Here is a 15,666-nt window from a genome sequence, read left to right on the forward strand (position 1 = left end):
CATCAACCAGACGGTTTCGGCGAACGGGGTATCACGTTTCAGCGTCGGCGAGACGGCGGAGCCCTTCATCGATCGACACTGACGGCGTCCAGGCGAGTGCGCGGCGGGTCTCGCGTTGATCGAACCAGTGCGCCGTGGAGAGCTGCTCGGCGAGAAAACGCGTCATGGGTGGCTCGTCCATTCCCGGCCGCACGGCCCAGAGCCGCTCGATGACCGTGCCCGCTGCTCGTCCGATTCCTGCGGGAATGCTCCACCGTGGCGGCCGCACATCTGCGGCGAGGCAGATGCCGGCCAGCAGGTCGCCCACCGGGCGGGGCTCGCCGTTCGTGAGAACGAACGCCCGGCCATGCGCGGCGTCCGCCCGGTGCAGCGCCGCGACGATGCCGGATGCGGCGTTGTCGACGTAGGTGGTGTCGATGAGAGCGGTTCCGCCGTTGAGCAGCGGCAGCCGCCCTCGGCGAGCGCGCTCGACGATCCGCCCGATCAGTTGAGTGTCACCCGGCCCCCAGACGAGATGCGGACGGATGGCGACGACACGCATCTTCGGGGAATCGCGGGCGAGCGCGAGCAACTCGGCCTCCGCCTTCGTGCGCGCATACTCCCCGCGTGCACGCGCAGGAGACGCCGGTTCAGTGCCGACGCCGACCAGCGCCGCGCCGGCGTAAGCGACCGAGGGCGACGACACCTGAACCAGGCGCGTCACCCCGGCGACCCCGGCCGCGTCCAGCAGCGTGCGCGTTCCTTCCACATTGACCGTGCGGAACTCCTTCGGCGCCCCGGCCAGCGAGACCTTCGCCGCGAGATGCACGATGCCCTCCACGCCGTCGGTCGCGCGGGCGACGAGACGCGGATCGGTGATCGAGCCGAGAATGTCGGTGGCACCCTCCACCCCGGACGGTCGCCGCTGCAGCGTGCGCACGTCGTGGCCGGCAGCGACGAGCCGGGCGGCGACGGCGCGGCCGAGGAAACCGGAGGCTCCGGTGACGAGCACGATCACGGTGCCGTGAACCTTTCGCCGGCGAGGACCTTCTCGGCCCATTCGGACAGTCGCGACCGATCGATCTTCGAGTTGTGACGGATGTCGGTGGGAAGCCGGCGGACCGCGAGCACGGCGACGAGCGGGAGCGCGGTGCTCGCACGCACGGCCGCGGTCAGACCTGGATCCGCCAGACCGGGCCGATCGATCCGTCCGAGTGTTTCGACGACCGCGACGGCCTGACGCAGTCCGTCCGGCCCGACGCCGACGACGGCAGCACGGCGCACCGCGGACACGCTCTCGACATCCTGTTCCGGTCCCACAGGAGCGACCGGTCCGGACGCGGTGACGATGACGTGTGACAACCGCCCCTCGATCCACAGGCGACCACGCCCGTCGAGGTGGCCGATGTCGCCGGTGCGATGCCAGCGGACGCCGTCCGCACCCGACTCGGATCCCGTCTCGCGACCGGCGGCGCGATCCGTCACCCACAATCGGTCGTAGCGGTCCTTCAGATGCGGCGCCGAGACGACGATCTCGCCGAGGACAGCGGGCCGCGGGCTCGGTGCGCCGGTCGCCCGCCCGTCCGGGTCGAGTGCGCTGATGAGCACCCGGTTCGCGCCGATCGGCGTGCCGACGCATACGCCGGTGTCCGGCTCACCGCCTGCGGAGCGGATCTCGTCGAGCGTCACGTCCGTGACGAGCAGGCACTCGGTCATGCCGTAAGGAACGTGCGGTGTTGCGTTCGGCATGAGCGCGCTTGCTGAAGCGAGCATGCCCGCGCCGATGGGCGCGCCGGTGGACAGGAACGTGCGGACGCGATCGAGATCGCCGCGGTCTTCTCGCGTAAGGCCGCCGGCCGTCGCGACGACGTTGAGTATCGCGGCGGGCGAGAGGAAGACGATGCCCGCCTCAGACTCCCTCACGGCGGCGGCGACAGCGCTCGCGGTGAGTGTGCGTGGGGACGAGACATCCATATCGGGCGTCGCCGACCTCGTTCCGAGCGCAGGACCCAGCAGCGCGAAGGGCGCGAAACCGGTCACGATCCCGGAATCCGGCGTCACATCGAAGTGCCGCGCGAGTACGTCGCGCAGCGCCGAGAGCTGCCTGTGCCGATATACGACACCCTTGGCGGGACCGGTGGACCCGGATGTGAAGAGAATGGCGGCTTCATCGTCCGGACCCGGCTGCGCGGAGTCGACGGCGTCGCTGCCGACCATGTCGCCGAGACTGTGCGAGACGCCGAGCACGGCGGCCGCGACCTTCGACAGGCGCACGGCCGAGATGCGCACCCCGGGCCAGCCGAGGGCGCGGGCGGCCATGAGGCCGGGCACCTCCCCGATGACGAAGTCAGGGCATGATCCACGCACCGCGCGGGTGAGCCCTCTCACCCCCAGCCCGGCGTCCGCGACGACCACGACAGCGCCCATTCGCAGGCACGCGTAGACCACCGCCGTCAGCGTCGGACCTGGCGGAATGAGCAGCGAGACGCGGTCCCCCTTGCGCACACCGATGCGGTTCAGGCCCGATGCGATCCGGCGCACTCTGTCGTCGAGCTGCCGCCAGCTCACCCGCCTGGGACCCTGACGTCCGGTCGTCGACATGTCGATGACCGCGGTCGTGTCATCGTCGCATCGTTGGTCGAGCGCGTGCCAGAGCGGAAGGAAGGGCGGCTGCTCCGGCGCCGACGGCACCTGCCGCACGGGTCGTCGCGGCGAGGACGCGCGAGCGCCCGCGGCACGAGGGACCATGTCGCCGAGCCACGTCAGCACCGCCTCGGCGTAGGGACGCTCTTCGACGACGAGGTGGCCGGCGCCCTCGAAGCGGTGCACATCGGCGTGCGGAAGCCGGTCGACGAGGTCGTCGAGATAGCGATCGCCGAAGATCGGATCGCGAGGCCCCCACAGCATGAGCGCCGGAACGTCGAGCGTCGCGACGCCCTCCGCGATCCGCTCGAGTCCGCCGAAACTCTCGTGTCGAGAATCGACGGGGATGTCGGCCACGAAGCCTCGGATTCCCCGGCGCCGAGCCGCTGAGCGGTACGGAGCACGATATGCATCCTTCACCGGTTCGTCGAGAGCGGGCGAGGCGAGCGCGAGCGTCGCATCGAGGAAGGCGGTCGTGCCGACGGTGGATGCGGCGAGCATCCCGCGCGCGCCCGCAACCCGCAGCGGCGCGGGAATCGGGACGCCCTCCGGATGGTGGACAGCCGTGTTCAGCAGCATGACGCCCGCCAGGTCGGCTCGGTGGTCGATCGCCCAACCGAGCGATACGACTCCGCCCCAGTCGTGGCCGAGCGTCACCACAGGACCGGTGGGCGTGATCATCTCGGTGAACGCCGCAAGGTCGGCGATCCGCTGCGCCAGAGGACGACGCACACCTGTTCGCTCCGAATACCCCATGTCCAGCTGGTCGACCGCGATGACGCGCCAGGCCGGCGACCCGGACTCCGCGGCGCGTACCGACTGCGTGAGCAGGTCGCGCCAGAGGTACGACCATGTCGGATTGCCGTGCACAGCAAGGATCGTCCCCGCGATCGGCGCGTCGAGGCGAGTGAGCTCGTCGCCCGAGTCCAGATAATGCCATTCGCGGCGGAGCCCCTCCTCCGCACCGCGTCCAGGAACGCTCGCGATGCGACTGAATCGACGGTCGAGGCCGGGGAGGTCGACCGGAGGGTATGAGGCTCGTGCCGTCAGGGCCGGGTCGCCGTCAAGACGTCGCTTCCTCACCACGCGAGTTCCATCATCGCCGTGTTCAGGCCGGATCCCACGCCCATGAGCAGTATCCGATCGCCCCTGCCGAGCGTCGGCTGCTCCTCTACCAGCGTGATCGGAATGGATGCGGGGCCGACGTTGCCGAATCGGGGGAACGTCACGGGCACGCGACTGCGGTCGAGCTTCGCCGCCTTGATGATGGCGTTCGTGTGCACCGACGAGACCTGGTGAGTGATGTACCGGTCCATCGAGGACCAGTTCCAGTCCCCGGATGCCTCCTTCCACGCCGACACGACGAGATCGAGGCCGCCCTTCAACAGCGCCTTCGCATCCGTGAACATGCCGTCGACGCTGCCGACGCACAGCTCATGGAACTGCGTCGCGGCGCGCGTGACCCCGCCGATGATCCTGTGGCCCGCGGGATGCTCGTCGGTGCGGCCGAGGACTGCAGCGGCCGAACCCGAGCCGAGCGTGAGCGACGCGAACTCGCTCATGAAGCCGTCGCGATCAGCATCCGTCCGCAACAGCCTGTCGATGGTATTGACCTGGATCTCGTCCGCGTCCTCGCCGTCGACGACGATGGCGTACCGGATCTGGCCCGATTCGATCATGCTCGCCGCAAGGCTCATGCCGCTCACGAAGCCGAGGCACGCGTTCGCGACATCGAAGTTGATGGCGGAGCTGGGCAGCCCGAGCCCGTGATGAAGACGCACAGCCACGGACGGCTCGAGATGTTTGCGCGAGACCGAGGTGTTGATGAGAAGTCCCACCTCGGAAGGATCGACTCCCGCCTCCGCAAGAGCGCGTGTTCCCGCCGCTTCCGTGGCGTCATCGGTCGTTTCATCCGAGCCCCAGTTGCGGCGTTCGCGCACTCCGGCGACGCGTTGCAGCAGCCCGCCGGGCAGTTTGAGCCGCGTGAGCGCGGCCGCGAGACGTGCTTCGATCTCGCCCGATGTCGTCACTCGGCTCGGCAGCGTGCTCGCGACCGACAGAAGCGAGACGTTGTCGAAGCGTGTGGTCGCGTTCCCGGCCGCAGGCCGTCGTCCAATGGTCCGATCAGGCATGATGATCGCCTCCGGTTCTAGATCGCTCGCCGCTGAGCGATCAGCGGGCAATCGAACGGATCGCGTTCGCCGAGTACGACGCGGTTGATGTGCCGGATGACGATCGCGTACGACGAGAACAGCCCGCTGACGGTGTAGGGCACACCGTGTCGGTCGCAGTAGGCGGACACGATCTCGGAGGCTCTGCGCAGGTGCGGTCGCGGCATCGAGGCGAAGAGGTGTGTCCTTCGGGGAGCGGTTGCGGCGTCACTCGTACTCATCGCTCGCCTTCCTTCGCTGGGGATGCGTCCATGCCCAGCACACCGCCGGAAGGCGGCACGATGAAAGGGGGTTGCATCGCTCAGACGCTTTGTGACATTTCGGCGGGCGACGCCTGCGTTCTCAGCATCCGACGGGAAGTCGTCGGCACGTCATGCCTGCTCTTCTTCCGTGCCCGGACGTGTCTCCTTCGGTTCCCCTGCACCTTCCGCACCGGGGCCGGGTCCCGGGCGCACCGCCGCCGTTTCGGCAACGTCGATTCGCACGTTGCCGTCGTGTTCCGACACCTCGATACGGGGTGCGGCGTCGGCCTCGGTGGAATGCTCGGCACGCAGGAGCTGGTCCCGTCGCTTCTGATCGTCAGTCATCTGGTCTGCTTCACGCTCACTTTCGGACATGTCCGCCACGATGGACGTCATCGTTCGGGATGGCGATCCCCTGGTCTCGCCACCGGGGTCGTGATATCGCCGGTGTGCTCCGGCGCGTCATCCGGCCGTGCTCAGCAGGGTCTGTCGCCCGATCAGCGACCCTGATCGGTGGGGACGCCGACGCCGGTGCACATCCGGTGATGTGCTCTACTGTCGGAAACGTGAGAGGTGGGCTTCGCGAACCGACTGGACGTCGCCAAGTGGCGGCGGTGGTTTTCAATCCGGTCAAGGTCGTCGAGGGGGTGTTGAGGGACGCTGTGGCGGCGGCTGAACGCGAACACGGTTGGGCCGCGTCGTCGTGGTTCGCGACAGACGAGGGCGACGCCGGCGCGATCGCCGCTCAGGCTGCGGTTGCGGCGGCTCCCGATGTCATCCTGGTCGCGGGCGGTGACGGGACGGTCAGAGCGGTCGCGCAGGAGGTCCATCGCACGGGAATACCAGTCGCGCTCCTCCCCTCGGGGACGGGCAATCTGCTCGCTCGTAACCTCGGCTTCCCTCTGTCCGACCTTGCGCAGGGCGTCGAAACCGCCTTTGCGGGCGCCAACAGACGGGTCGATATCGCCTTCGCGTCCACGCGCGATGATGAGGGAACGGTTTCTCGTCGGGCGTTTCTGGTCATGGCGGGCATCGGCTTGGATGCGAACATGGCCGAGAATACGAGCTCGGCGTTGAAGAAGCGCATCGGCTGGGGCGCGTATGTCGACCCGATCGCCCGATCCATCATCGGCAACGCGCAGCTGCACGTTCGCTATCGGATCGATCGCGGCCGGACACGGTCGGTGCGCGCCCACACGGTCATTGCGGGCAATTGTGGCACTCTGACCGCGAACATCCTCCTGCTGCCGGACGCCATCGTCGACGACGGGCTCTTGGACGTCGTCGTCTTCCGGCCGAAAGGCGCGTTCGGCTGGGCGCGTATCGGGTCCCGCCTCGCGGCCCACAGCGTCTTCAACAAGTCACGCCCCGGCAGATGGCTCATGCAGAGAACACCCGACCTGAAGACACTGAACTATGTGCAGGCGCGCCGTTTCGATGCGCGATTCGATCCCCCACAGCTGCTGGAACTGGATGGCGACAGCGTCGGCACCGTCCGCAGCGTGGCGCTGACGGTCTTACATCAGGGACTCACGCTCCGCGTGCCTCGCGACGGGGAAACCTGATCTGATGATCCGGGCGTGATTTCGCCAGGTCGCGTCCACACTTCGGCATCCGTGACGAATGCCGAAGACGTGGGTGTCCCTTCTCATGGGCTCGGCCAAGTCGATCTCGCGCTTACGCGAGCTGCGCGATCTCCGTGTTCGTCCGCGCGAGAAACTCCCGGATGGTGTCGCGGCTGCGGGTCAGGCAGGTGATGCGGTCATCGAGACCGTCGAGTTCCGCCGTCAGCAGAGCGGCCACCGTCTGGGGGCAGGTCACGTCGACCTGCGCAGCAGCATCCTCCGCGTCGAGGAGCACTTTCACCAGCCGAGTGGGAATGCCCGCGCGCACCAGGCCCGCAACGCGGCCGACCCGTTCGGCGTCGGCGTCGGTGTAGCGCCGGTATCCGTTCTCGGCGCGCTCAGCGCTCAGCAGGCCCTGTTTTTCGTAGTAGCGGATAAGGCGCGGGGCGACGTGAGTGCGCTCTGCAAGCTCACCGATCTTCACGGTTCCTCCGAATATTCGACACGATGCTTGACATTGACACTGATGTCAAGCTTTACGGTCTCAAGCATGACAGAAAAGATTGACTCTCGACAGCACTCCTTCCCGTGGGTGCCGATTCTCGTGCTTTCCGCAGCCACCATGCTGATGGTCACCGCCGAGATGCTGCCAGCGGCAGTGCTTGGGCCGATGAGTTCAGGGCTCGGCGTAAACGAGAGCGCGACGGGCGCACTGGTGTCGATCTGGGCGGTCGTCGTCATGATCGCGAGCCTGCCATTGAGCACGTTCGCTCGGCGGTGGCGGGCGCGGCCGGTGATCGTCTTCGCACTTGCAGCACTCGCTGTGTCCTCGGTTCTCACGGCCATCGCTCCCACCTTCGCCGTGGTGATTCTCGGGCGGGTGCTCGGCGCAGCGTCCGTCGGGCTGCTATGGGCAACGGTGAACGCGTACGCGGCAGACATCGTCCCGGACCGGCTCCTCGGACGAGCAATGGCGATGGTACTCGGCGGTGGAACACTCGGCATGGTGATCGGCACCCCGCTCGGCCGTCTGTTCGCGGACGCAAGTGACTGGCGCTTTGCGTTCTTCATCCTCGGCAGCGCGCTGGCTGCCGCAGCCGCGGCGGTCCGGTTCGTGGTTCCGCTGCAGGATCGCACACGCCCCATCGCAACGTCACGGGGTCGAGGACGGCTGGCCGGGACGGGCCGGCTAGGGATCGTTACGGTGCTTGTGGCGGTGACGCTGATCGGCCACTACGGGGCCTACACATTCATCACACGACTCGCCGCCCCCGCAGCGACAGCACTTCCAGGCGGCATGAGCACAGCTCTGCTCGTCTTCGGAGTGGCATCCGCGGTGGGTCTCCTCGCCGCCGCTCGCGTCGGGCAGAGCACAGCCAAAGCACTCATCGTCTCCCTCGCGGTGACGGCGTTCGCCGTGGCGGCTCTCACCGTGGCATCCTCTCCCGCGATCTCAGTGCTCGTCGTTCTGCTCTGGGGTCTCGGATCCGGAGCTTTCCCTCCCCTGGCCCAAACGCTGATCCTGCGTATCGCCGGGCCGGAACAGCGTGACTTCGCAGGAGCCCTGATCCCGGTGCTGTTCAACGGGGGCATCGCCGTCGGGGCGGGCGCCGCATCAGCCCTCGTCGGGGCCGGTGGACCGATGACACTGCCGATACCCGCAGCGATTGTCATCCTGGCCGCCACGGTCACGCTCACAATCGTCGAGGTGCTGCGTCCACGGTCCGAAGTGTCGGCCCCCCTGCCTCACACGGAACCGGCGGCATAACGGACCCCACGACAGCCGAGCGAGTCACCCGCCGCCATTCGAGCGCTCTCGCGCACTTCGCTTCCGACCGGTGTTTCGAGATGCCGGATTCCCTCGGCCGGCGAACGAAGTAGTCCGGGCAATGCTCGCGCAGGCCATCGGGAGTGACCCATCGAATCCACATCGGCTGGCTCGCGACTTCAACAACACTCGGCGTGCGATCCAACTCCATGAGGCAGCCTCGCTCGGTCAAAGACTCGAAGCCGATCGACGAGCCGAGCCCATCCAGTGGTAGCCGTCGTAATGCCGTTTGAGTCGCCAACAGGGGAAGGTCCGGACACGACCGCCTCGTTCGAAGGGGACGTCATCGCACTCGACGGCGTCGAGCTCCTGGGGAGCGGTTTTGGCCTATGTCCTGAGCCTTGACAAAGATCGCCCGACCGGGGATCTGATCACGCGCAGAGTACGTCCGGTGCCCAAGGAGCCTCGTCGACACACCACGGCTTCCGACCTGGTGAGACGCTCCGACAGGTCGCGTGACACTCCGACACTTTCGTGAGATCGGACACGATTGGACAGATTTCCTCCCAAAGTCCGTGACCGAACCGTTGCATTCGTTACCTCGCCGTTATAGAGTCATCACACGGTGAATGTTTGCTGTGGCATCCACCGCATGTGATTGCAGGACACTCTTGGTGCAAGGGACAAGGGCCGGCCGGAAGCCTCTCCGACCGGCCCTTACTGCGTCGGCGTCGATGTCCTCCTCCGGCGCTACGCTGAAGGACATGACCGACCGTGAACTCGCGCTCCGCGCATGGGAGAGCCTTTTCCGTGCACAGCATGAGCTCTTCGTCAAGATGTCGGCCGACTTCGATGGCGCCGCCATCACCGAGGCCGAGTACGACGTGCTGCTCACCGTCGTGCGTGCGCCGCGGATGTCGGCGCGGCTGCGCGACATCACCGCCAACTCGCTGGTCAGCCAGCCCAGCGTCTCGCGTCTCGTCGAGAGGATGGTCGCGCGCGGGCTGGTGACGAAGTGCGCCGACCCCCATGACGGCCGTGGCGCGCTGGTGACCGCGACGGAGGCCGGCGCTCGGTCGTTCCGCGCCCTCGCCGCCAGCCATGGCCGCTCGATCGCCGAACGCATGTCGGTTCTCGACGACGACGAACTGGGCACCCTGTTCGCCCTGACGCAGAAGCTGCGGGGCAAGGAGGCGATGCAGCGGGCAGAGTGAGACGACGAGCGGCGACCCACGCCGTCCTCACGTGCTCACGCGCTCGCTCATCGACCGAGAGCCTTTCTGGCAGGGTGTACCTGAACGCCTTACGAGGGGAAAGGAAGGCTCATCATGGAGATCGCCGGAATCATCGGCATCCTGATCATCGTCGGCATCGCCGTCGTCGCCGCCATCGTCGTCGGACTCATCCTGCTGCTGTTCGCACGCAGCTGGATCAAGGTGGCGCGTGCTGACGAAGCGCTGGTCATCTCGGGTCGCAAGCAGAAGGTGCAGCGCGCGATCATCAACGCCGATGGCAGCACGAGCTCCGAGCTCGCGGAGTCGCCGGTCACGGTGATCGTCAACGGCAAGTCGCTGGTCAACCCGATCACCCAGCGGCACGAGATCATCTCGCTGCGCTCGCGCCAGGTGTCGCTCAATGCCGAAGCGCAGTCACTCGACAGCGTGACCCTCAACGTCGACGGCGTCGCGATCGTGAAGATCGGCTCCGACCCGCTGTACGTGCGCCGGGCCGCCGAGCGCTTCGCCTCGCAGGACAAGGCGATCGAGCAGTTCACCACCGAGCAGCTCGAGGGTGCCCTGCGCGGCATCGTCGCCACGCTCTCGGTCGTCGAGCTCATGCGGGAGCGCAAGAAGTTCTCGGATCAGATCGCCTCTGACGTCTCACAGGAGCTCGCCGAGCAGGGCCTCATCCTCGATTCATTCCAGATCAAGGGCATCACCGACAAGGTCGGCTACATCCAGTCGCTGGGTGCCCCCGAGATCCAGGCCAAGCGCCAGTCGGCCGAGATCTCGCAGACGAACGCCGACCGCGCGATCAACCAGAAGAACATCGCCAACCAGGAAGCGAACCTGATCGAGCAGACCGCGCTCGACACCAACACCGCCAACGCGAACGCCGGCATCGGCCGTGCCCGCGCCGAGGCGGAGCAGGCCGAGCAGCTGGCCCGCGCCCAGGCCGAGCAGGCCGTGCTGCAGCAGCAGGCCGAGAACAAGCAGGCTCAGCTGGATGCCGACGTCAAGCGCGTCGCCGACGCGCAGCGGTACGAGGCCGAGACCCGCGCCCAGGCCGAGCTGTTCACCCGCGAGAAGGCCGCGGAGGCGGCGGCGATCGAGCAGGTCAAGCAGGCCGAGGCCCGCACGCGCATCGCCGAGCAGCAGGCGCAGGCCGACAAGGCCCGCGCCGCCGGTGAGGCCGCCGCGGCCGAGGCCAAGGCCGCCGGTGAGGCGAACGCCCTGCGTGCCCAGGCCGAGGCCGAGGCCGAGGCGCGTCGGCTGCGGGCCAACGCCGAGGCCGAGGCCATCCGCGCCGAGGGTGAGGCGCGTGCCGCCGCCGTCGAGGCCGAAGCCAAGGCCATCGCCTCGAACCAGGAGGCGTTCCTGTCGCAGCGTGTGCTCGAGGTGCTGCCGTCGATCATGGCGGAATTCGCCAAGGGCTACTCGACCATCGGGAACGTCTCGATCATCGGCGGCGCCGGTGAGGACGGCGCTTCCAGCGTCGTCGGTGGCGACAGTGCGAGGGCCATGCGCTCGGTGTTCGACAGCGTCAGCGCGGCGACCGGCCTCGACCTCGCCGCCATCATCCAGGGGCAGGCGATCGGCCGCGGCTTCGGTGCCGGGGTCGCCCAGAGCACGGATGCCACACAGGCGGCATCCTCTGCCGATGACGCACCGGTGAAGCGCGAGCCGGTTCCGACGACACCTCCGCCCGCCGCGGCGTCCGCCGGGGAGTGAGCGGCGCAAGGGCCGTCCCGCGTGCGCGCGGGGCGGCCCTTCGGCGTTCCCTCATACACTCAGCGGACAAGCCTCCCGCGAGCAATCCGTAGACTCGAAGCATGACTGCGCCGCCGCCTCTTCCGCATGCCGTCTTCTCAGGGGCCCTCGGCGACACCGCGACCGGCGGCTGGTTTCCGGCCCAGGCGGTCGTGAGTGCGGGCCTCGTCACGCTCTGGGTCGCGTCGCGGAGCGGCTGGGCGCAGCAGTTCAGCGTCCCGGCGAGCGAGGTGACCGTGAAGTCCGCCGCTCAGCGCATCACCCTGCACGTGCACGGCCGCAGCTACCCGATCCTCGCCGACCCCCGCGCCGTCAACCGCGCGCTCAACCTCGGCGCCGTGGGCGTCGCCGGGCACATCGTCGACGCCCCCGGCGCGGTCGTCGCAGGCGACGTCGGGCGCACCATGAACCAGGCCGCGGCCGCGCACGCGTTCACCGCCCGCGGCGGCCAGGAGTTCCTCGCCGCGATGCGCTCCTCCGGCGCACGCGTGTCGCGCCTCGGTTACGGAGCGATCGTCGCCATCGGATGCGGCGGAGGCCTGGCCCTCGTCATCGCGACGCTCGTCATCACCGTGCTGGTGCTCAATGTCTGACCCGGCGGGCTCCTTCCCGACGGCGGGCGACCCGGACGCGATGGCCGCACGCGATCCAGGCACCGCTCCCGCGCAGCTCGCCGACATCGCCGCGCGCCGGTGGGACCTGCATCCGCTCGTCTCGATGCACCCCCGCGCCTACCCCGAGCTTCGCAGTTGGATCGCGCAGGTGAATCCCGACGGGGCGCAGGCCCCGTGGATCGGATCGCCCGCGCCGGCTCCCGTGCGACGCCGGGGACGCGGATGGTGGTTCGCGGGGTGCGGCTGCCTCGTGCTCGTCGCCGTCGTCATCATCGGCGTCGTGCTGCTCGGCGGCCTCGGCGCCGCGCTCTCTTCGGGCGACGGTGACAGCAGGCGCGACGACGCCGGGACACCCGCGACCCAGGTCCCTGGCGACGAAGCGGTCGGGAACGATCCGCTGGCGGTCTTCGAGTCGGAGCGCGAGGCGTATGACGCGCTGGCCGCACAGCTCGACGGCAACCCCGCCGCTCCCCTGGTCCTCAAGCAGGACGTCTTCCGCCGCCTCGAAGAGCGCGCCGAAGACCCGAATCTCACCGAGTTCTCCGCCGAGACACTGGCACAGCAGGCACGCCAGCTCCGCGAGCAGGTGCAGCAGAGCATCGCCGCCGCCGAGACGCGCCGCGGCAACAGCAGCGGCACCCTCACCGAAGACATCGTCGACAAGGCCGGGGCCGGCTTCATCGACATCCGCTGGGACGCGGCATCCGCCTGCCCGGTATCCGGCGAGGAGGGGTGGCGAACGTCAGCCTGCGTCACCAAGGAGGACTCGCTCACCGTGCACCTTCTCCCGGAGAAGGAGTACTCCAGCGATTGGGAGAAGCGGATGCTCGTGGTGCATGAGCTCGCCCACGTGTATCAGCGTGCGGACGGCGCCCGGTTCGAAGATCGGCACGGACGGGCGGATGAGCTGGTGGACCAGGGCCTGTTCGAAGGGGACTTCGAGAAGATGGCCGACTGCTACGCCCTGACCTATCACGATCAGTGGTCTCTCTCGCGCGGAAACCTCGAGATCGGATACGGCTACGTCTGCGGCGAGGCGGAGCGTCAGGCGATCCGCGAGTGGGCGGCGGACGTCGACGCGCCCCTGCCCGGCTGACCCTCGCGGATCGTCGTCGTCGCGAAAGCCGAAGTCATGCGCAGCGCGGAGTTCGACCTGGCGAGGATCGGCGACGGCCTCAGCTTCGCCGCCGCACTCGACGACCTGCGAACAGCCCTCGACGACGGCGCATCGGCCGTCGTCAGCGCGCCTCCCGGCACCGGCAAGACCACGCTCGTGCCGCCGTTGCTGGCCGCCCGCTCCTCCGGCCGCGTCGTGGTGACGCAGCCGCGCCGGGTCGCGGCCCGTGCCGCGGCGCGCCGGCTCGCGCAGCTCGACGGGTCGCCGCTCGGCGCGCGCGTGGGATTCACGGTACGCGGCGAGCGCCGTGTCGACGCGTCGACCCGAGTCGAGTTCGTCACGGCGGGAGTGCTGCTGCGGCGGATGCTGGACGACCCCGGTCTCGACGGTGTCAGCGCGGTCGTCATCGATGAGGTGCACGAGCGCGCTCTGGAGACCGATCTGCTCATCGGGCTGCTCGGCGAGGTGCGTGAGCTGCGCGACGATCTCGTGCTCATCGCAATGTCGGCGACCATCGACGCCGATCGCAACGCGGCGGTGCTCGGCACCGCCGAGGCGCCGGCCCCGGTCGTCGCGCATGCGGTGCCGGCGCATCCGCTCACCGTGCGCTGGGCGCCGAGCGCATCGCCACGGCTCGACGCCCGCGGGGTGACCATGGAGTTCCTCGATCACGTCGTGCGCACCGCCGCCGCCGCCGCGCGTGAGCTGGTTCGCGACACCCCTTCGGCCGATGTGCTGGTGTTCGCCCCCGGCGCCCGAGAGGTGTCGGAGATCGCTCGGCGCCTCTCTCGCGATGCACCCGAGTTCGACGTGCGCGAGCTGCACGGGCAGATGCCCGCCGCCGCGCAGGACGCCGTCATCCGCGGTCGCCGTGCCGATGAACCACCGCGCATCGTGGTCACCACGTCACTGGCCGAGTCGTCGCTGACGGTTCCCGGCGTGCGGCTCGTCGTCGACGGCGGCCTCTCCCGGCATCCGCAGCGCGACGCGGCGCGCGGCATGAGCGGCCTGGTGACGACCGGCGCGCCACGATCATCATCGATCCAGCGTGCCGGTCGCGCCACCCGCCAGGGGCCGGGCACCGTCATCCGGTGCATCGACGAGCGCACCTACGCCGCCGCACCGGCCAGACCGGCCCCCGAGATCGCGACGAGCGACCTCACCGATGCGGCGCTGCTGCTCGCCTGCTGGGGAGCTCCGGGCGGGCGGGGACTGAAGCTGATCGACCCGCTCCCCGCCGACAGCCTCGCCGACGCCCACGCCGTGTTGCGCGACCTCGGTGCCATCGACGCCGAGGGACGAGCGACCCCGGAGGGGCGAGAGCTCGCCCGCGTCCCCGTCGACCCGCGGTTCGCGCGGGCGCTGCGCGATGGCAGCCCGCTCGTCGGCGCGCAGCTCGCCGCCGAGGTCGTCGCACTGATCGGCGGCGACGTGCGCGTCGCGGATGCCGACATCGGCAGCGCACTCGTCGCCCTGCGCGGTCGACGCGGGGCCGACGCGCGCCGCTGGGCGCACGAGACCAAGCGGCTGCTCCGCTACGCGCCCTCCGACGGCTCCGCCGGGCGCCGGATGAGCGTCGATGACGCGGGTCTCGTCATCGCGCTGGCCTTCCCGGAGCGGGTCGCCCGTCGGGTCGACCGCTCCGCCGAGTCAGCGACGTTCCTGCTGGCATCCGGCACCCGTGCGAGTGCGCGCGCCCCGCTGGCGGATGCGGAATGGCTGGCCATCGCCGACGTCACCCGATCCGTCGGACGGGCGGCGACCGGAACGGGTGCCGTGATCCGTGCGGCAGCCGCCCTCTCGGAGGCGCAGGTGGAGCAGGCGGCCGGGCATCTGATCACCGATCGCGTCGAGGCGGAATTCGCCGACGGCAGGGTCACCGCCCGCCGCGAGCGCCGCGTCGGCGCCATCGTGCGATCGTCGGTGCCGGTGCGGGCCACCGCGGCGGAGGGTCACGATGCGGTGCGACGCGCGATCCAGCGGGTCGGCCTCGAGGTCTTCGCCTGGTCGGAGGCGGCCGACGACCTGCGACGCCGGCTCGCACTGCTGCACGCGCGGCTGGGCGCACCGTGGCCCGATGTCTCCGACGACGCCCTGCTCGGCACCCTCGACGCCTGGCTCGGCCCCGAACTCGACCGCCTCGCCACGGGCGCTCGAGCGGATCACGTCGACCTCGCCCCCGCGCTGCGCCGGCTGCTGCCCTGGCCGGCGGCATCCGCACTCGACACGCTCGCCCCCGAACGACTGGAGGTGCCGAGCGGGTCGCGGATTCGCATCGGCTACCCTCCGCTCGACGACCCGACGGCGCGGCCCGTGGTGGCCGTGAAACTGCAGGAGTGCTTCGGCTGGGCCGAGACGCCGCGGCTGGTCGACGGCCACGTGCCCGTGCTCTTCCACCTGTTGTCGCCGGCCGGGCGGCCGCTCGCGGTCACCGACGACCTCGCCTCGTTCTGGTCGGGCCCCTACGCGCAGGTGCGCGCCGAGATGCGCGGCCGCTACCCGAAGCATCCGTGGCCGGAGGACCCGTGGGCCGCCACGCCGACCCGGCATACGACCCACCGACGTCGGTGATCGTCG

Annotated in this window: 13 protein-coding genes; 7 read left to right on the forward strand and 6 right to left on the reverse strand. The window is 69.4% G+C overall.

Going from position 1 to position 15,666, the window contains the following annotated elements; genetic code table 11:
• Positions 1-31: 31 nt before the first annotated feature.
• From ACFWH5_RS02945 to ACFWH5_RS02965, 5 genes are all read right to left on the reverse strand, one after another.
• Positions 32-997 (reverse strand): NAD-dependent epimerase/dehydratase family protein, encoded by a 966-nt coding sequence (locus ACFWH5_RS02945; RefSeq protein WP_378831575.1) that lies wholly within the window; start codon positions 995-997, stop codon positions 32-34.
• Complete coding sequence (locus ACFWH5_RS02950) at positions 994-3,705, reverse strand: alpha/beta fold hydrolase (RefSeq protein WP_378831578.1); 2,712 nt, start codon at positions 3,703-3,705, stop codon at positions 994-996. Before ACFWH5_RS02950 ends, ACFWH5_RS02945 begins: the two co-directional genes overlap by 4 nt.
• Positions 3,702-4,754 carry a 3-oxoacyl-ACP synthase III gene (locus ACFWH5_RS02955; RefSeq protein ID WP_378831580.1) on the reverse strand — a complete coding sequence of 351 codons (1,053 nt, stop codon included), beginning with the start codon at positions 4,752-4,754 and terminating at the stop codon, positions 3,702-3,704. Before ACFWH5_RS02955 ends, ACFWH5_RS02950 begins: the two co-directional genes overlap by 4 nt.
• A 17-nt stretch (positions 4,755-4,771) precedes the next feature.
• Positions 4,772-4,924, reverse strand: coding sequence for a hypothetical protein (locus tag ACFWH5_RS02960; RefSeq protein ID WP_378831582.1), 153 nt, complete (start codon positions 4,922-4,924; stop codon positions 4,772-4,774).
• A 240-nt stretch (positions 4,925-5,164) separates the two neighbouring features.
• Positions 5,165-5,380, reverse strand: coding sequence for a multidrug transporter (locus ACFWH5_RS02965; RefSeq protein WP_378831585.1), 216 nt, complete (start codon positions 5,378-5,380; stop codon positions 5,165-5,167).
• Between the two features lie 260 nt (positions 5,381-5,640).
• Here ACFWH5_RS02965 and ACFWH5_RS02970 point away from each other — a divergent pair, with 260 nt between their 5' ends.
• Positions 5,641-6,600: a diacylglycerol/lipid kinase family protein gene (locus tag ACFWH5_RS02970; protein ID WP_378831587.1), complete on the forward strand. Its 960-nt coding sequence runs from the start codon at positions 5,641-5,643 to the stop codon at positions 6,598-6,600.
• 112 nt (positions 6,601-6,712) lie between these two features.
• Here ACFWH5_RS02970 and ACFWH5_RS02975 read toward each other — a convergent pair whose 3' ends face one another.
• Positions 6,713-7,084 carry a MerR family transcriptional regulator gene (locus ACFWH5_RS02975; protein WP_378831590.1) on the reverse strand — a complete coding sequence of 124 codons (372 nt, stop codon included), beginning with the start codon at positions 7,082-7,084 and terminating at the stop codon, positions 6,713-6,715.
• A gap of 27 nt (positions 7,085-7,111) precedes the next feature.
• On the opposite strand from ACFWH5_RS02975, the gene ACFWH5_RS02980 reads away from it, so the two are divergent.
• From ACFWH5_RS02980 to hrpB, 6 genes are all read left to right on the forward strand, one after another.
• Positions 7,112-8,368 carry an MFS transporter gene (locus ACFWH5_RS02980; protein WP_378831592.1) on the forward strand — a complete coding sequence of 419 codons (1,257 nt, stop codon included), beginning with the start codon at positions 7,112-7,114 and terminating at the stop codon, positions 8,366-8,368.
• A gap of 764 nt (positions 8,369-9,132) precedes the next feature.
• Positions 9,133-9,582, forward strand: a complete 450-nt coding sequence (locus ACFWH5_RS02985) for a MarR family winged helix-turn-helix transcriptional regulator (RefSeq protein WP_378831595.1) — start codon at positions 9,133-9,135, stop codon at positions 9,580-9,582.
• Positions 9,583-9,696: 114 nt separating this feature from the next.
• Positions 9,697-11,319, forward strand: a complete 1,623-nt coding sequence (locus ACFWH5_RS02990; protein WP_378831598.1) for an SPFH domain-containing protein — start codon at positions 9,697-9,699, stop codon at positions 11,317-11,319.
• Between the two features lie 101 nt (positions 11,320-11,420).
• A complete protein-coding gene (locus ACFWH5_RS02995; RefSeq protein ID WP_378831600.1) occupies positions 11,421-11,951 on the forward strand; it encodes a hypothetical protein in 531 nt (176 codons plus the stop codon).
• On the forward strand, positions 11,944-13,068 hold the full coding sequence (locus ACFWH5_RS03000; protein ID WP_378831602.1) for a hypothetical protein: 1,125 nt from the start codon (positions 11,944-11,946) through the stop codon (positions 13,066-13,068). Before ACFWH5_RS02995 ends, ACFWH5_RS03000 begins: the two co-directional genes overlap by 8 nt.
• 36 nt (positions 13,069-13,104) lie before the next feature.
• A complete protein-coding gene (gene hrpB, locus ACFWH5_RS03005) occupies positions 13,105-15,660 on the forward strand; it encodes an ATP-dependent helicase HrpB (protein WP_378831605.1) in 2,556 nt (851 codons plus the stop codon).
• Positions 15,661-15,666: the final 6 nt, after the last annotated feature.

The organism is Microbacterium sp. NPDC058345, assembly GCF_042723855.1.
Lineage (GTDB): Bacteria > Actinomycetota > Actinomycetes > Actinomycetales > Microbacteriaceae > Microbacterium.

What these genes read in the sequence shown, in the direction of transcription:
- ACFWH5_RS02955 (WP_378831580.1), bottom strand. Translation starts at nt 4,754, where the DNA reads ATGCCTGATCGGACCATTGGACGACGGCCTGCGGCCGGGAACGCGACC.
- ACFWH5_RS02965 (WP_378831585.1), bottom strand. Translation starts at nt 5,380, where the DNA reads ATGACTGACGATCAGAAGCGACGGGACCAGCTCCTGCGTGCCGAGCAT.
- ACFWH5_RS02985 (WP_378831595.1), top strand. Translation starts at nt 9,133, where the DNA reads ATGACCGACCGTGAACTCGCGCTCCGCGCATGGGAGAGCCTTTTCCGT.
- ACFWH5_RS02990 (WP_378831598.1), top strand. Translation starts at nt 9,697, where the DNA reads ATGGAGATCGCCGGAATCATCGGCATCCTGATCATCGTCGGCATCGCC.
- ACFWH5_RS02995 (WP_378831600.1), top strand. Translation starts at nt 11,421, where the DNA reads ATGACTGCGCCGCCGCCTCTTCCGCATGCCGTCTTCTCAGGGGCCCTC.
- ACFWH5_RS03000 (WP_378831602.1), top strand. Translation starts at nt 11,944, where the DNA reads ATGTCTGACCCGGCGGGCTCCTTCCCGACGGCGGGCGACCCGGACGCG.
- hrpB (WP_378831605.1), top strand. Translation starts at nt 13,105, where the DNA reads ATGCGCAGCGCGGAGTTCGACCTGGCGAGGATCGGCGACGGCCTCAGC.